Below are 14984 nucleotides of genomic sequence, written 5' to 3' on the forward strand. Positions count from 1 at the left end.
CTTTAGGTAACTTGGGTATATACTCTCCGACCCCGTGAAATTGAGAAGTAAACGACTATGCGAATTGCGTTAGGCATCGAATACGACGGTGCTAAATACTTTGGTTGGCAACGCCAAAGAGAAGTAGCCAGTGTTCAGGAAAAACTCGAAAAATCTCTGTCTATTGTGGCAAACCATCCTGTCGAAGTGCAGTGCGCAGGCAGAACAGATGCAGGCGTGCATGGAACAGGTCAAGTCGTTCACTTTGAAACAACCGCAGTAAGAAAAATGGTGGCATGGACCATGGGGGTTAACGCCAACATGCCTAAAGACATTGCTGTGCGCTGGGCAAAAGAGGTGCCGGATGAATTTCATGCCCGGTTCTCTGCTACCGCAAGACGCTATCGTTATGTGATCTACAACCACGCCTATCGACCAGGAATTTTATCCTCGGGCATCAGCCATTATCATGGCGAATTAGATGAAAAGAAAATGCATTTAGCCGGGCAGTATCTGCTGGGTGAAAATGACTTTACGTCTTTTCGGGCGGTTCAGTGCCAGTCCCGAAGCCCGTGGCGAAATATCATGCATTTAAATGTGAGTAGACACGGCAATTACGTTGTCATAGACATTAAAGCGAATGCGTTTGTCCATCATATGGTGAGAAATATCACTGGCAGCCTGATCGAGGTTGGGCGCGGTAACCAAGAACCAGAATGGGTCAAATGGTTGCTGGAAGCTAAGGACAGAAGGCTTGCCGGGGCAACAGCGAAAGCGGAAGGGCTCTACTTAGTTGATGTAGATTACCCTGAAGAGTTTGAGTTGCCTAGGGAACCGATTGGACCGATATTTCTGCCAGATAACCTCTAAACAGAACGAATGAGAATTGGTGTTTTTATGGTCACCAAACGCATTGAAAAGTTGTGAGTTATCGCACTTTGTTGTTGCTTTAAAATAGGTACAACCAGTTTTTGATCCACAGTGTGAGAATATTGTGTTTTAATCCTCACGCATCATTCAGAATTTGTATCTTTCGCATTGAGGCGGAAGAGTTAATAGAAAAGGTCTTCCATGAGTTGGCTTGAAAAAATTTTAAACAAAAGCAGTATCGTAAGCTCACGTAGAGTATCCATTCCAGAGGGGATTTGGACCAAATGTACCGCCTGTGAGCAGGTTCTGTACTATGCAGAACTAGAGCGTAACTTAGAAGTGTGTCCGAAATGTGACCATCACATGCGTATGGGCGCTCGCCGTCGTTTGGAAACTTTCCTTGATGAAGGTGAACGTGAAGAGCTGGCGACTGAGTTAGAGCCTCAAGATAAGCTGAAATTTAAAGACTCCAAGCGTTACAAAGAGCGTATTTCTGCTGCTCAGAAAAACAGTGGTGAGAAAGACGCACTTGTTGTAATGAAAGGTGAGTTGTTGGGTTTGCCTGTTGTCGCTTGTGCATTCGAATTTAAGTTCATGGGTGGTTCCATGGGCTCTGTGGTTGGTGCGCGTTTTGTTCGTGCAGTAGAAGCCGCTATCGAGAACAACTGCGGTCTGGTTTGTTTCTCTGCCAGTGGTGGTGCGCGTATGCAGGAGGCTTTGATGTCTCTGATGCAAATGGCGAAAACCAGTGCAGCACTAGAGCGTCTTTCTGCTAAAGGTTTGCCTTTCTTCTCTGTGATGACCGACCCGACAATGGGCGGTGTATCAGCAAGTTTGGCGATGCTGGGTGACATTAACATCGGTGAGCCGAAAGCTCTGATTGGTTTTGCTGGTCGCCGTGTAATCGAACAGACTGTTCGTGAAGATCTGCCAGAAGGTTTCCAACGCAGTGAATTCTTACTGGAGCATGGTGCGATCGATATGATTGTCGATCGTCGTGAAATGCGTCAACGTATCGGTGGTTTGTTGGCAAAACTGACTAACCAGACGTCTCCATTGGTGGTATCGGTTAACGATTCTCCAAATGAAGAGCAATACGAAGTACCAGTTCCTGACGAAAAAGAGTAAAGTATTCATTAAACAGCCGCTTAAGAATCAGTTAAGAGTTTAATGAGTCAAAATCAAGTACCACAAGCCACATCACCTCTGTCGATGTGGCTTGATTATTTAGAAAACATCCATACCAGTGCTATCGACCTTGGTTTGGATCGTGTCCAAGCCGTCGCAGAAAAAGCTGACCTTACCAAACCCGCTCCGACAATCATCACTGTTGCAGGAACCAACGGCAAAGGCTCCACCTGCGCACTGATGGAAGCCATTTTGCTGGATGCTGGCTATTCAGTCGGTGTTTACAGCTCTCCTCATCTTATTCGCTATACAGAACGTGTCCGCATTAATGGCACTGAACTGGAAGAAGAAAAACACGCTGAAGCGTTCGATTTTATCGAGAAGCAACGTGGAGAGATCAGCTTAAGCTTCTTTGAATACGGGACTCTGGCTGCACTTCGCCTGTTCCAGACTGAAAAAGTCGAAGTGGTGCTTTTAGAAGTCGGACTTGGTGGTCGTCTCGATGCAACCAATGTGGTAGACCATGATGTATCCGTTATTACCAGTCTGGCTCTAGACCATGTGGACTGGTTGGGTGATGACATCAATGTTATTGGCTACGAAAAGGCAGGGATTTTCCGCAGTAATAAACCTGCGGTGTGTGGTCAGCCAAAAGCGCCAGCGACCGTTGCTGCGCATGCCGATGATATCGGTGCCAAACTTCATCAGGTGGAAATTCAATTCAACTATTCTGTTGAAGGCGACCGCTGGAAATGGCGCTCAGGGCAGTTCATTTTAGATGACCTTCCACTACCAGGTTTACCTTTGCCAAATGCCGCTACCGCGCTGATGGCACTCGGTTGTGCAGATTTAGATATATCGGACGTTAACATTGTAAAAGGGCTAGAAGGCGCAAAACTGGCAGGCAGAATGCAAACCTTGTCTTCTTCGCCTCTCACTTTGCTGGATGTCGCGCACAACCCCCACTCGGCGGGCTACTTGGTTGAGCAGCTCACGAAACTGCACCCAAACAAGAAGATTCACATGGTGGTTGCCATGTTGCATGACAAGGACATTGAGGAAACACTCAAAGTTTTAGTGCCTGTTGCAACAAAATGGTATCCGGCATCACTTGAAGGACCAAGAGCCGCAAAAGTTGACGAATTAATTACACATTTGCCTTCATATTCAGGCAAGTTTGACAACCCAGTAGATGCATTTGTAAACGCTCAGGCGCAGGCAAAACCAGACGACGTTGTTGTCGTTGTCGGTTCATTCCATACGGTAGGTGCTGTACTGGAATACTGGGAGAAAGAAAGGAGCCAGAATGGCGAGTAAGTTTCAAAGCAGGCTAGTGGGGACCATTTTGCTGGTCTCTGTTGGCGTGATTGTTTTGCCAGACCTGCTGGACGGGAAAAAGCAGCACTACAAAGAAGAACTTGCCCCCATACCAATCAAACCTGAATTGGAAGGAGAGGTGGAAGTCTTTGAAGTGCTGGAACCTGTTGAGGATGATCTGGTACTTCCAGATAGCCCAGTGTCCGTTACCATTGCATCAACCGAATCTGAGCCAGAAGAAATAGAAGTGACACCAAGACCTGTCGCTGAGAAGAACGACTATGCAGATAGCGCTTGGATCATACAGCTGATGGCACTTAAAAACGTCGAAAACGCCAAAAAGCTGGTCAAAGACCTTCAGAAACGGGGTTATCAGGCTCATATCAAGCAAGAAAACGAATTTTCACGAGTTATCATTGGACCGGATGTTTCTAAACCGAAATTGGAAAAGCAAATCAAGGAATTAGAAAAAATCACCGGAGCCAAAGGTCAACTGTTGAAATTTAAACCACTAAATCCATAAGAAAACGTTTGCGTCGCGTTTTTTTCTGTTAAAATGCGCGCCAACTTAAGATGTAGAACAGAATGAACTGGATAGATTTTGTCATTTTAGGGGTAATCGGGCTATCTGCTGTGATCAGCCTGATCCGTGGCTTTGTGAAAGAAGCATTGTCTCTTGTGATTTGGTTTGGCGCATTTTTTGTCGCCAGTCACTATTACGCCAAATTGGCGGTGTACTTTACCAATATTCAAGATGATATGTTTCGAAACGGAGCCGCCATCGCAGCTTTGTTCATCGCTACATTGGTTGTTGGCTCGTTAGTCAACTATGTTATTGGACAACTGGTGCAAAAAACGGGTCTGTCTGGAACCGACAGAATCTTGGGTATCGTCTTTGGCGGATTACGAGGGATTCTGATTGTTTCAGCTGTGCTGTTTTTTATTGATGCATTCACTGCATTACCAAATTCAGAGTGGTGGATCAACTCGCAATTGATTCCTGAATTCAGCCGAATCATAGCGCCGTTTTTCGAGCACTTAAAAGAAACTTCAAGCTTTTTGTCTGGCACTGTGTAGTGCCAGCTACTGTCAAAAACCGAGGATTATGACATGTGTGGTATTGTTGGAATCGTGGGTACAACACCTGTAAATCAGTCAATTTATGACGCATTGACTGTACTACAGCATCGTGGCCAGGATGCCGCTGGTATTATTACCATAGAAAGCAATCGTTTTCGTTTGAGAAAAGCGAACGGTCTAGTTAAAGATGTATTTGAAGCCAAACACATGCAACGCCTGCAAGGTACTGTAGGTATCGGTCACGTTCGCTACCCAACTGCGGGTAGTTCAAGCGCATCAGAAGCCCAGCCTTTCTACGTAAACTCTCCATACGGCATTACACTTGCCCACAACGGTAACCTAACCAACGCTCACGAGTTGCGTGACCGCCTTTTCGAAACAGCGCGCCGTCACGTAAACACAACGTCTGACTCTGAAGTGCTTCTTAACATTCTTGCTCATGAAGTTGACCTGACGAAAGAAGTGACCAAAGACAGCGTATTCAGCGCAGTAGCGAACGTTCATAAACAAATCCGCGGCGCTTACGCAGTAGCGGCAATGATCATCGGTCATGGTATGGTTGCATTTCGCGACCCTAACGGCATTCGTCCACTTTGTCTGGGCAAGCGCGAACTGGAAAGCGGTCGCACCGAGTACATGGTGGCCTCAGAATCTGTAGCACTAGACGCAGTCGGCTTTGATTTTGTTCGTGACGTAGCGCCAGGCGAAGCCATTTACGCCACCTTTGACGGTGAGCTCTTCACTCAGCAGTGCGCGGAAAATCCTCAGTCTAATCCTTGTATTTTCGAGTTCGTTTACTTTGCTCGTCCTGATTCATTCATCGACAAGATCTCCGTTTACAGTGCCCGTGTTGAGATGGGTAAGAGACTGGGTGACAAGATCAAGAAAGAGTGGGACGACCTGGATATCGACGTGGTTATCCCGATTCCAGAAACGTCTTGCGATATTGCACTGGAAATCGCTCAGATTATCGACAAACCATACCGACAGGGGTTTGTGAAAAACCGCTACGTAGGTCGTACCTTCATCATGCCGGGTCAGCAACAACGTAAGAAATCAGTGCGTCGTAAGCTGAATGCTATCCGTTCTGAGTTCAAGGGTAAGAACGTCCTGTTAGTAGACGATTCCATTGTACGTGGTACCACATCAGAGCAAATCATTGAGATGGCTCGCGATTCTGGTGCGAAGAATGTATACATGGTTTCAGCGGCTCCAGAAGTACGCTTCCCGAACGTTTACGGTATCGACATGCCAAGTGCTAATGAGCTGATTGCACACGGTCGCGACAACGAAGAAATCTGTAAGATGATTGGTGCTGACGCTCTGATTTTCCAAACCTTGGAAGATTTGGTTTCGGCTGTTGGTACAGGCAATCAAGACATCGCACGCTTTGAAAGCTCAGTATTCAACGGCGAATACGTGACGGGCGATGTAGACCAGCAGTACCTGGACTTCTTGGATGGTCTTCGCAATGACGACGCCAAAATTCAGCGCGAAATCCAGCAGGATCTTGCCAACCTAGAGCTGCACAACGAAGGCGCGTAAGCACTTTTAGACTAGCTAAGAATAACTAAGCCAGAGCACTGCTCTGGCTTTTTCTTGTCTTTAAGTCATGGAATGTTGGCTGAAGAAATCAATCAGCAGACGAACCTTTTCAGGTTGGTGATCCTTGTGATTATAAAGCATGTACACTTCCCTTGGGTTGGCACTCCAGCCATCTAACACTCGAACCAGACTTCCGTCTTTGATGTAGGTTTCCAGCATTACGTTGGGCATAAGAGTAATACCAAGCCCGGCAGAGCAGGCGCGCCTTACAACATTAAGCTCGCTGGCTTCTAGTCGACCACGTTCATTAATGATCACCGTTTCGCCTTCGCTGTTGCTTAACTGCCAGCGCATTAAAGGGTGGCCTTTCAGCAGAGCGTGTTCGCGTAAATCTTCCGCATGTTGCAGAGGTCGATGCAGTTTCAGGTAGTCCGGACTGGCCACCAGAATGTCTTTCACTGAACTGATTTTGCGCACAATGAGACTAGAGTCACGTTGTGGGCCGACTCTGAAAATCACGTCCCATTCTGTTGGGTCAAGCTGGTCAGCCTGATTTGTTGTTGTCAGCTCAATGCGAATTTCAGGGTACTCCGCCATAAACTGATTCAGCAACGGCATGATCATTCTTTTGGTGATATTGGCGGGGGCAGATATCTTCAGTTTTCCTGCCGCTCCCCGACAATCATCGGAAATATTTTCGGCTTTTGAAGCCAGTTGTTTGAGCAACGGGGAACATTCGATATAGAAGCGCTCGCCAGCTTCGGTAAGGGTTAGCTTCCTTGCGTGGCGGTTAAGCAATCGCAGGTTCAGGGAGTCTTCCAGCGCCTGAATACGACGGGTGATGGTCGCGACCGGAATCATGGTTTTACGCGACGTTGCAGTGTAGCTGCCATTCTCGACTACCTGCCGGAAAAGGTTGAGATCATCAAGTTTCATTTATAAGACACACAAAAAATGCAAGAGAATTAGTGTAACGCATCTTTTCAGAAGAAGGTTGTTTTAAGTCAACGATTTTGTGTCGTAGATAGCCCATCGCTTAACGCAATTTGCGGCACGGATAACATTTGGAAAGTTGTAGAAACGCACTTTACTGACTACTTTTTATGTTAATGAGTAAAAAAATAATAAGACTCATTTAGGAAGCTTTCTTTATTTTTTGAGGTTAGATCCATGATTAAATCAAGCGTATTGCAACATCAGGTGGCAAAGGGGGTTGCGTTAGACAAACCCACTGTCATGGTCGTTGATGATGACACTATCTTTCGCCGATTGATTACCAGCTATCTGGAGTCCAACGGTTACCGAGTTATGGAGGCAGAGGACGGTCTCGACGGTCTCAAGCAACTGCGTACCGAAGTGCCTGACTTGGTTATTTGTGATATCTCTATGCCCGTTTTGAACGGAATCGAATTTGTTGAGGAAGTATGCTGGGAGTACCCTTCGCTTCCAATGATAGTTGTATCTGCGACCGAAGAAATGTCCGACGTAGCTAGAGCTTTGCGTTTCGGCATTAAAGACTTTCTGTCCAAACCTATTGCTGATATGAATCATCTGGAAAAAGCGATCAGCAACACATTAGAAGACGCCGAAGATAACGACTCGGAGCAGCGCGATTTTGCGAGCCAGTGGTTCCGGGTCGATGAGTCGGGTGATTTACCTGAAGAGCAAGAACTTCACTGGCATCTTGAGCACCTGCAAAGCAACCCAAATATGGCGCGCGACTTGCTGGAGGCCCTCCTGCCCGAAAGGGATACAAAAGTAGGGGGATGGAAGTGTTCTTACCGTTTACTTCAGTCTTCTGAATCCTTACCTCTGGTATTTGATTACGCCTGGGTTATGGACGGTCACTTTGTCTTCTATCTGGTTGATGCAGCTTCTGGGGGCTCCCAATCTGTCGCGACGACCTTACTGGTCAGGGCGTTGTTCAATGACCATCTCCGAAACAACAAGAGCGACACCATCGATCTCAATCACCTGATAGAGGCGGTAGAGAAAGGTATAGCGTGCTCTGAATATGCGTCTTCTATCAATGCACTGTTCGGTGTTGTCGATATGACGGACAGCTCGTTAGAAGTGGTCTCCGCAGGCTTGGAAAGTGTGTGGTCAAGTGGAGGTCAAAATATTCACTTGCTGGATGGCATCAAACTGGGAGAGGGGAACACTCGCCACAAAGCCCATTCCAACTTGCAAGTGCATAGCGGTGGTCAGTTAACACTCAGTAAGGTGGGCTCCAGCAGTTTCTGTCTGGATATTTACCAGGGCAACGTTCAATAGCGATACCTGTTACGAAATGTAAGAGAAAAGTGAGATCGTTGTTGCGAAGGTGAAATAACCTTTCAGTTTGTATGTTTTTTCTGGCTGGCGCATTTTATATAGTCATTCGTCTTATAAAACGAGGAGAAAAACGGAGCCATGTCGGAACACGAAAATTACAAAGATCCATACAATTTTTTATATTTCTTAGGTTTTATCGCTGTGCTACTGATCCCAACGCTGCCCGCAACACTGACTTGGATTCGAGTATTCAATGGATATTAGATTTTTATGAATCTTGAACTGTAAAACGGTTTCCGCTCTGGAAACCGTTTTTGTTTTTGGCATCCGTGTGATGCGCGGTATGATGGGAAAGAAATTCGTTAACTGGGTGTTTTTGCTATCAGTATTCGTCGTACCGCGTGGAACGCTTTGGGGATTGTTGCTCTCGTCTTGGGAGTGATTGGTATCGTGCTTCCCTTGCTTCCTACTACACCTTTTATACTGCTTGCCAGTGCGTGTTTTTTACGTGGTAGCCCCAAGTTTTACAACTGGCTTCATACGCATCCCAAGCTTGGTCCTATTCTGAATGACTGGCAGCAGCATCGCGCTCTCAAGCCTAAAGTGAAACGAAGAGCCTATGTGTTTATCGTGATCAGCTTTACTGTCTCTATTATCGTTGCCCCAATAATCTGGGTAAAAGCTATGCTGTTAGTATTGCTTTGTGTTCTGTTAGCCTGGTTTTCTCGGATCCCAGTTCTTGAGCCTGTTGCTGATAAAGAAGAAAATCACTAACATTAAGCGCCGCTCTCAAAGCGGATTTCATTTTCTTTTTCCAGTTCGCAGAAACATGTTAACTGGGGTATTACAATGTGCGTTTGTTGTGAAAACGCCAGAGATTAAAGATTAACACTATGACTACTGAAACCATCGCCCAGATCAAAGCGAGCATCAAAAGCATTCCAGATTACCCAAAACCGGGAATCCTTTTCCGCGACGTAACTAGCTTGATGGAAGATGCTGATGCCTACCGTGCAACGATTGCGCTTTTGGTAGAAAAGTACAAAGACATGGGATTCACCAAGATTGTGGGTACGGAAGCACGTGGTTTCCTTTTTGGTGCTCCTTTGGCTTTGGAAATGGGAGTGGGCTTTGTGCCTGTTCGCAAACCGGGCAAACTGCCACGTGAAACGGTGGCTCAGTCTTACGAACTTGAGTACGGAACCGACACTCTGGAAATCCATACTGATGCGATTTCTGAAGGTGACAAAGTACTGGTCGTTGATGACCTACTTGCAACAGGCGGTACAATTGAAGCAACCGTAAAACTGATCCGTCAGCTTGGTGGTGAAGTAGAACATGCAGCATTCGTTATCAATCTTCCAGAAATTGGCGGTGAAACTCGCCTGAAAGAATTTGGTCTGAATGTTTACAGCATCTGTGAATTTGAAGGGCACTAAGCCCTTCTTCACATTCATTCGTAATTGGAAAGTGTGAATGAGTTATTTAGCGTTAGCACGTAAGTGGCGTCCGCAAAAGTTTAATGAAGTCGTGGGGCAAAGCCATGTGCTGACGGCACTGGAAAATGCCTTAAATCAGAATCGTCTTCATCACGCTTATCTATTTAGCGGTACGCGTGGTGTTGGTAAAACAACGATTGGTCGTTTGTTTGCCAAAGGGCTAAACTGCGAAACAGGCATTACAGCAACCCCTTGTGGGGAATGTTCTACCTGTAAGGAAATCGACGAAGGACGATTCGTTGATCTGCTAGAGATAGATGCCGCATCCCGAACTAAGGTAGAAGACACGCGAGAGATACTGGACAACGTTCAGTACAAACCGGCGCGCGGTCGATTCAAAGTCTACCTGATAGACGAAGTTCATATGCTGTCTCGCCACAGCTTCAATGCGTTGCTTAAAACGCTGGAAGAGCCACCGGAATACGTGAAGTTTCTATTGGCGACGACCGATCCGCAAAAGCTGCCAGTAACTATTCTTTCACGCTGTTTGCAGTTCCATCTCAAACCGATCAGCGTTGATAATATCCATCAGCAGCTCGACCATATTCTGGCTCATGAGCAAGTTACTGCTGAAGCGCGCGCAGTTGGGATGATTTCCCATGCAGCAGATGGAAGTATGCGTGATGCACTCAGCCTCACCGATCAGGCTATTGCGCTTGGTAACGGTTCAATTGATACCGCAACCGTCGCGAATATGCTGGGTACACTGGATACTGATCAGGCAATTCATTTACTTGAAGCCATCAGTTCTCATCAGGCACAGGCTGCTCTGAATGCACTTGATCACCTTGCACAGATTGGCGTGGACTGGGATGGTTTGCTGCAAGAGCTCGCTACTCAGCTTCATCGAATAGCGATGTATCAGGCACTGCCTGCCACACTCGATAAAGCTCAGCCAGATGCTGAAAAGATTGAGTTGCTATCACGAGCTCTGACGCCAGAAGAAGTACAGCTGTATTATCAAATGGTGATTAAAGGTCGTGAAGATCTCGCCATCGCACCGACTCCTAAGATGGGAGCGGAGATGATTGTGTTGCGGTTAATCGCCTTCAGACCAGCATCCATTCAGGCTGTACCACTGAATGCGCAGCCTGCAACGGCATCTGCGCTAAGTGCAAAAGCATCAGTACAACCCGCTGAAGTGAAGCCTGCGGCATCTGCAGTGCCTCAACCGTCTGCTGTCCAACCAGAAGCATCTCATCCCCCTGTTTCTCCTGCAGAAACAGCACGTGAGAAACTGGAAGCAGCGCGACAAAATACTGCACAGCAACAGCAACAGCAACAGCAACAGCAACAGCAACAGCAACAGCAACAGCAACAGCAACAGCAACAGCCAGTAGCACCTCAGTCTCACAGTGAGCCAATGCCGGATTACAGTGATATGCCGAATTACGGAGATATTGAACAGGATTCAATGCCCCCGCAATACGATGATCCTGCTTACTCACAACCTGTTTCTTCCGAGCCAGCACCTAGTGCACCAGCTCAACAAAGCGCGGCTCAGCAGCTTTCAGAACCAGCTCCTCAATCGTCAGCAAGCCCACTTTCGGGTCTTCGACATCAACTTCGGAGCAAACGTAATCCTGGTGGACAGAACTCGAAGCCAACAAGCAGTTCGCCAAAAAAGGTTAACGCGGCACCCGCAGCGAAAAAACAGTCAGCAGCAGAGCGCATCGCTCAGTTCGCGCCGGCTGGGCAGGTGTCGCCAGCAAGTTCAGCGGCAGCCACCGCCGAGAAAAAGGAAGTGTCCAATGAGCCTTATCAGTGGAAACCATCCAAGCCTCAGGTTAAGCCGCAGAGAACCGAACTGACACCGACGCAAATTAAAAAAGCGCTGGAACACACCAAAACCCCTGAAATGGCAGCTAAGCTGGTAGAAGAGTCTGTAGATGCAGACGAATGGTCTGCCCTGATCCAAAAGCTGGATACGGCAAAACTGGTTGAGCAGTTAGCACTCAACTCGTCTTACATGAAAGAAGGCAATACCATTCATCTGACCTTGAGGGCTTCGCAAGCGCACCTCAACACAGAAAAGGCGCAGAAAGATTTATCAGATGCGTTGGCAACAGCGCTTGGAGAGCCGTGTGAGCTTATTGTCAAAATTGGCGAGGACGGGGAATCTCCACTCGAAATCAGAGACAAACTTTATCAGGGCAAGCTTCAGCAAGCGCATGAAAGTTTAGCCGAGGATCCTCATGTTCAGTTTATTCAGGCTCGATTTGCCGCAGAAATAGACTGTGATAGCGTGAGACCAATCTGATTTCCAGAGAACACACAGATGCTGGGATTGAAAGTACTGACTTTTGACCCCATCAAGAAACCACAACCTAGATAAACCAGAGAGAAAAGAAATGTTTGGTAAAGGCGGTATGGGCGGTTTGATGAAGCAAGCCCAACAAATGCAAGAACGCATGCAAAAGCTTCAAGAAGAAATTGCGAACATGGAAGTAACCGGTGAATCCGGTGCTGGTTTAGTTAAAGTTACTATTACTGGTAGTCACAGCGTACGTCGTGTAGACATCGACGACAGCCTGATGGAAGACGACAAAGAGATGTTGGAAGATTTGATTGCAGCAGCATTCAACGACGCATCTCGCCGTGTTGAAGAAACTCAAAAAGAGAAAATGGCGTCGATCACTGGTGGAATGCAAATGCCACCAGGCATGAAAATGCCTTTCTAAATCTTCATAGAAGAATACATATATGCGTACCAGCCATTTGCTGGAACAACTGATGGAAGCCTTACGTTGTCTGCCTGGGGTGGGTCCCAAGTCGGCTCAGCGTATGGCTTTTCATTTGTTACAGCGAGACAGAAAAGGCGGTCTTCAGTTAGCGGAAGTGTTGTCTCAGGCAATGACAGAGATTGGTCATTGCAGTGAATGCCGAACGTTCACCGAAGAAGAAACCTGTCATATTTGCTTAAATCCAAAGCGCCAGGAAAATGGTCAGCTTTGCGTAGTCGAGAGCCCATCTGACATTGCTGCTGTAGAGGCAACAGGTCAGTATTCCGGACGTTACTTCGTTCTTATGGGGCATCTATCCCCTCTGGATGGTATCGGGCCTAGCGACATCGGATTGGATGTTCTCGACTTTCGATTAAGACGGAAAGACATTACGGAAGTGATACTCGCCACTAACCCGACGGTAGAGGGCGAAGCCACAGCACATTACATTGCAGAGCTTTGTCATGCTCATGATGTGGATGTGACTCGTATTGCTCACGGCGTCCCGATGGGAGGCGAGCTGGATCTGGTTGATGGGACTACTCTGTCTCATTCACTAATGGGTCGACAAAAGCTTTAAATTTCTTACCGCAGTTAAAACAAACCCCAATAGTTGGTTTACTGGCTATTGGGGTTTTCTATTACAAATTGAGTTCAAATCGATATTGAGTGCTAAGCAGTTGACCACGTTCACTGACTAAGCTATCACGTACGCGGTTCAGGCGCTTTCTTTCGTCTTCATCCAGACCTTGTTTGTTGCTAAGCTTCAAATCAATGTCTGAAATCTCACGCTCGATTTTTTCTAACCTTTGCTCTTTTAGATATTGTTGACGTCCTAGTTGGTATTGCGCGACAAACTGCTGGTTGTCACAAACGCCATGGTAGGTTCTTCCACTTGCTCCTTCACGGTAACCATTGGCAGGTGAACAGTACAGAATCAACCCTTGGTTGTATCCTTTCTGCCATGCAGCTTTGTCTACACTGATGCCGTTTTCACCACAATCCTTCGCATAATCACTGATCACAGTAGGATTCGCGCCACTTTGACCTTCCTGATAACCAAGATCTCCCCAGTGAGTGGTTTGACATTCTTCTGCTGACATCGAAGCGCACCCAGAAAGTACAACTAAAGACAACAAAATAGAAATGAAGAGGCTGGGTTTTGTCATGTGTTCTCCGGTATTTGTCCAGTCCCGTATTCTTGAGACGGATTCCACGATTAATAGATTATATTAATGACATTTAGATATTTATAAAGTTCTGTTTTTGTTTCAATGAATTAGAACATTCAGAACTGGCCGGATGAATAATGAACAGAGGTGAATTTATGAAGTTGGATTAGGTTAATCTTTCCAGCTCAGTAATATTAGTGATGGCTTCTTGGTTTGTTGAACCACACACGATGGGGCAAGGCTTAAACTGATGGCAGACTTTTGGGCGTTCGGGTTTACCAAACAACTTACAAAGATTGTTTTCATTAAGCTGAATGCAACGCACGCCCGCTGGTTTCCCGTTTTCCATTCCCGGAATCCGTGAAGAAATACTCGGCGCAATGCAACATGCCCCGCAGCCCAGTCGACAGTCCATCAGAAAACCCCTCAGTGAAAACAGGAGCGGGATAGTACCAGAAAAGATTGGTGAAGGTACATCACTGAATTATTATTACTCTATAACAACACTGCGCGATCAACAAATTCATTTGCCCACAGGAGACTTTAACTTGCACTTTCGGTACTGAACCGATATAAATTCGCCTCCTTAGCGAAACCGCTAAGACGTAACATTGATAGGTGGTTCATCATGGCACATTTTTGGGAAACAAAATCGCTGGAAGCAATGACAGAAAAAGAGTGGGAATCTCTTTGCGACGGTTGCGGAAAGTGCTGCCTACATAAGCTGATGGACGAAGATACCGATGAGGTTTATTACACCAATGTGGCATGCAGTTGGCTGAACGACAAAACCTGCGGCTGCAAGGACTACCCTAATCGTTTCCAATCTGGCGAAGAGTGTCTAAAACTGACTCGCGACAAAATCGATGAATTCCATTGGCTACCAGAAACCTGTTCCTACCGGGTACTGGCTGAAGGTCAAAACCTACCAGAGTGGCACCCACTGATCACTGGTTCTAAATCTGCCATGCATGCAGCAGGTGAAAGCGTACGCAACAAAGTGGTATATGAAATAGATGTAGTGGACTGGGAAGATCACATTTTGAATCATCCTAGCAATAGCTAGCTACACCAAGGCTTTTCAAAGGCTTGCCAGCAATCAATCATCAATAATTACCCTTATTACGAAAATATGCCGCCATTTTTGTGGCGACACTTAGATGTTAGAAAGAGGGTTTTTACTCACCATATCTTCTAGGTGGTCGGGAGCTAAGTGGGCGTAGCGCATGGTCTGTGTTATATCGCTGTAACTAGAGATTCGTTGTAGGGCGATAATATTCTAATAATTTTCGCCTGTTCAATTCGGCGAATTCTCTGTGAATTTTTGTAATTAGTGAACATGGCAGTGTGACTTTATGATAAATGGGGCACTCACTGAAAGGCATTTAGTCTTCAAC

At 46.5% G+C, this 14984-nt stretch carries 16 protein-coding genes; 13 read left to right on the forward strand and 3 right to left on the reverse strand.

The features are described 5' to 3' along the window. Window positions 1-57 precede the first annotated feature (57 nt). From truA to purF, 6 genes are all read left to right on the forward strand, one after another. Window positions 58-849: a tRNA pseudouridine(38-40) synthase TruA gene (gene truA, locus INR79_RS05290; protein WP_223096274.1), complete on the forward strand. Its 792-nt coding sequence runs from the start codon at window positions 58-60 to the stop codon at window positions 847-849. 201 nt (window positions 850-1050) lie between these two features. Next, complete coding sequence (accD, locus tag INR79_RS05295) at window positions 1051-1977, forward strand: acetyl-CoA carboxylase, carboxyltransferase subunit beta (protein ID WP_004405965.1); 927 nt, start codon at window positions 1051-1053, stop codon at window positions 1975-1977. A 42-nt stretch (window positions 1978-2019) separates the two neighbouring features. Further along, a complete protein-coding gene (folC, locus tag INR79_RS05300) occupies window positions 2020-3294 on the forward strand; it encodes a bifunctional tetrahydrofolate synthase/dihydrofolate synthase (RefSeq protein ID WP_223096275.1) in 1275 nt (424 codons plus the stop codon). Beyond that, window positions 3284-3817 carry an SPOR domain-containing protein gene (locus INR79_RS05305; protein WP_022590753.1) on the forward strand — a complete coding sequence of 178 codons (534 nt, stop codon included), beginning with the start codon at window positions 3284-3286 and terminating at the stop codon, window positions 3815-3817. Before folC ends, INR79_RS05305 begins: the two co-directional genes overlap by 11 nt. A gap of 62 nt (window positions 3818-3879) precedes the next feature. Next, a complete protein-coding gene (locus INR79_RS05310; protein WP_004405969.1) occupies window positions 3880-4371 on the forward strand; it encodes a CvpA family protein in 492 nt (163 codons plus the stop codon). A 33-nt stretch (window positions 4372-4404) separates the two neighbouring features. Continuing rightward, window positions 4405-5919, forward strand: coding sequence for an amidophosphoribosyltransferase (purF, locus tag INR79_RS05315; protein WP_022590752.1), 1515 nt, complete (start codon window positions 4405-4407; stop codon window positions 5917-5919). Between the two features lie 60 nt (window positions 5920-5979). Here purF and INR79_RS05320 read toward each other — a convergent pair whose 3' ends face one another. Beyond that, on the reverse strand, window positions 5980-6855 hold the full coding sequence (locus INR79_RS05320; protein ID WP_223096276.1) for a LysR family transcriptional regulator: 876 nt from the start codon (window positions 6853-6855) through the stop codon (window positions 5980-5982). A 234-nt stretch (window positions 6856-7089) separates the two neighbouring features. On the opposite strand from INR79_RS05320, the gene INR79_RS05325 reads away from it, so the two are divergent. The 6 genes from INR79_RS05325 to recR all read left to right on the forward strand — a co-directional run bounded on the left by INR79_RS05325 (window position 7090) and on the right by recR (window position 12995). Continuing rightward, a complete protein-coding gene (locus tag INR79_RS05325) occupies window positions 7090-8193 on the forward strand; it encodes a response regulator (protein ID WP_004405972.1) in 1104 nt (367 codons plus the stop codon). A gap of 381 nt (window positions 8194-8574) precedes the next feature. Next, window positions 8575-8967: a YbaN family protein gene (locus INR79_RS05330; RefSeq protein ID WP_410482894.1), complete on the forward strand. Its 393-nt coding sequence runs from the start codon at window positions 8575-8577 to the stop codon at window positions 8965-8967. A 119-nt stretch (window positions 8968-9086) separates the two neighbouring features. Continuing rightward, complete coding sequence (gene apt, locus INR79_RS05335) at window positions 9087-9632, forward strand: adenine phosphoribosyltransferase (protein WP_004405975.1); 546 nt, start codon at window positions 9087-9089, stop codon at window positions 9630-9632. A gap of 37 nt (window positions 9633-9669) precedes the next feature. Then, complete coding sequence (gene dnaX / locus INR79_RS05340) at window positions 9670-11952, forward strand: DNA polymerase III subunit gamma/tau (protein ID WP_223096277.1); 2283 nt, start codon at window positions 9670-9672, stop codon at window positions 11950-11952. 91 nt (window positions 11953-12043) lie between these two features. Then, entirely contained in the window at window positions 12044-12373 is a 330-nt protein-coding gene (locus INR79_RS05345) for a YbaB/EbfC family nucleoid-associated protein (RefSeq protein ID WP_004405977.1), read from the forward strand. 22 nt (window positions 12374-12395) lie between these two features. Beyond that, window positions 12396-12995 (forward strand): recombination mediator RecR, encoded by a 600-nt coding sequence (recR, locus tag INR79_RS05350; RefSeq protein ID WP_004405978.1) that lies wholly within the window; start codon window positions 12396-12398, stop codon window positions 12993-12995. A gap of 61 nt (window positions 12996-13056) precedes the next feature. On the opposite strand, the gene INR79_RS05355 is transcribed toward recR, so the two are convergent. Both INR79_RS05355 and INR79_RS05360 read right to left on the reverse strand, forming a co-directional pair. Beyond that, complete coding sequence (locus INR79_RS05355) at window positions 13057-13584, reverse strand: DUF2799 domain-containing protein (RefSeq protein WP_223096278.1); 528 nt, start codon at window positions 13582-13584, stop codon at window positions 13057-13059. 169 nt (window positions 13585-13753) lie between these two features. Then, a complete protein-coding gene (locus INR79_RS05360; RefSeq protein WP_223096279.1) occupies window positions 13754-14002 on the reverse strand; it encodes a YkgJ family cysteine cluster protein in 249 nt (82 codons plus the stop codon). 213 nt (window positions 14003-14215) lie between these two features. On the opposite strand from INR79_RS05360, the gene INR79_RS05365 reads away from it, so the two are divergent. Beyond that, window positions 14216-14653: a YcgN family cysteine cluster protein gene (locus INR79_RS05365; RefSeq protein ID WP_223096281.1), complete on the forward strand. Its 438-nt coding sequence runs from the start codon at window positions 14216-14218 to the stop codon at window positions 14651-14653. Window positions 14654-14984 lie beyond the last annotated feature (331 nt).

This window comes from Vibrio sp. SCSIO 43132, from assembly GCF_019904195.1.
Taxonomy (GTDB): Bacteria; Pseudomonadota; Gammaproteobacteria; order Enterobacterales; family Vibrionaceae; genus Vibrio; species Vibrio nigripulchritudo.

Coding starts and splice junctions, on each gene's coding strand:
- truA (WP_223096274.1), top strand. CDS start 58: ATGCGAATTGCGTTAGGCATCGAATACGACGGTGCTAAATACTTTGGT.
- accD (WP_004405965.1), top strand. CDS start 1,051: ATGAGTTGGCTTGAAAAAATTTTAAACAAAAGCAGTATCGTAAGCTCA.
- folC (WP_223096275.1), top strand. CDS start 2,020: ATGAGTCAAAATCAAGTACCACAAGCCACATCACCTCTGTCGATGTGG.
- INR79_RS05305 (WP_022590753.1), top strand. CDS start 3,284: ATGGCGAGTAAGTTTCAAAGCAGGCTAGTGGGGACCATTTTGCTGGTC.
- INR79_RS05310 (WP_004405969.1), top strand. CDS start 3,880: ATGAACTGGATAGATTTTGTCATTTTAGGGGTAATCGGGCTATCTGCT.
- purF (WP_022590752.1), top strand. CDS start 4,405: ATGTGTGGTATTGTTGGAATCGTGGGTACAACACCTGTAAATCAGTCA.
- INR79_RS05320 (WP_223096276.1), bottom strand. CDS start 6,855: ATGAAACTTGATGATCTCAACCTTTTCCGGCAGGTAGTCGAGAATGGC.
- INR79_RS05325 (WP_004405972.1), top strand. CDS start 7,090: ATGATTAAATCAAGCGTATTGCAACATCAGGTGGCAAAGGGGGTTGCG.
- apt (WP_004405975.1), top strand. CDS start 9,087: ATGACTACTGAAACCATCGCCCAGATCAAAGCGAGCATCAAAAGCATT.
- dnaX (WP_223096277.1), top strand. CDS start 9,670: ATGAGTTATTTAGCGTTAGCACGTAAGTGGCGTCCGCAAAAGTTTAAT.
- INR79_RS05345 (WP_004405977.1), top strand. CDS start 12,044: ATGTTTGGTAAAGGCGGTATGGGCGGTTTGATGAAGCAAGCCCAACAA.
- recR (WP_004405978.1), top strand. CDS start 12,396: ATGCGTACCAGCCATTTGCTGGAACAACTGATGGAAGCCTTACGTTGT.
- INR79_RS05355 (WP_223096278.1), bottom strand. CDS start 13,584: ATGACAAAACCCAGCCTCTTCATTTCTATTTTGTTGTCTTTAGTTGTA.
- INR79_RS05360 (WP_223096279.1), bottom strand. CDS start 14,002: ATGGACTGTCGACTGGGCTGCGGGGCATGTTGCATTGCGCCGAGTATT.
- INR79_RS05365 (WP_223096281.1), top strand. CDS start 14,216: ATGGCACATTTTTGGGAAACAAAATCGCTGGAAGCAATGACAGAAAAA.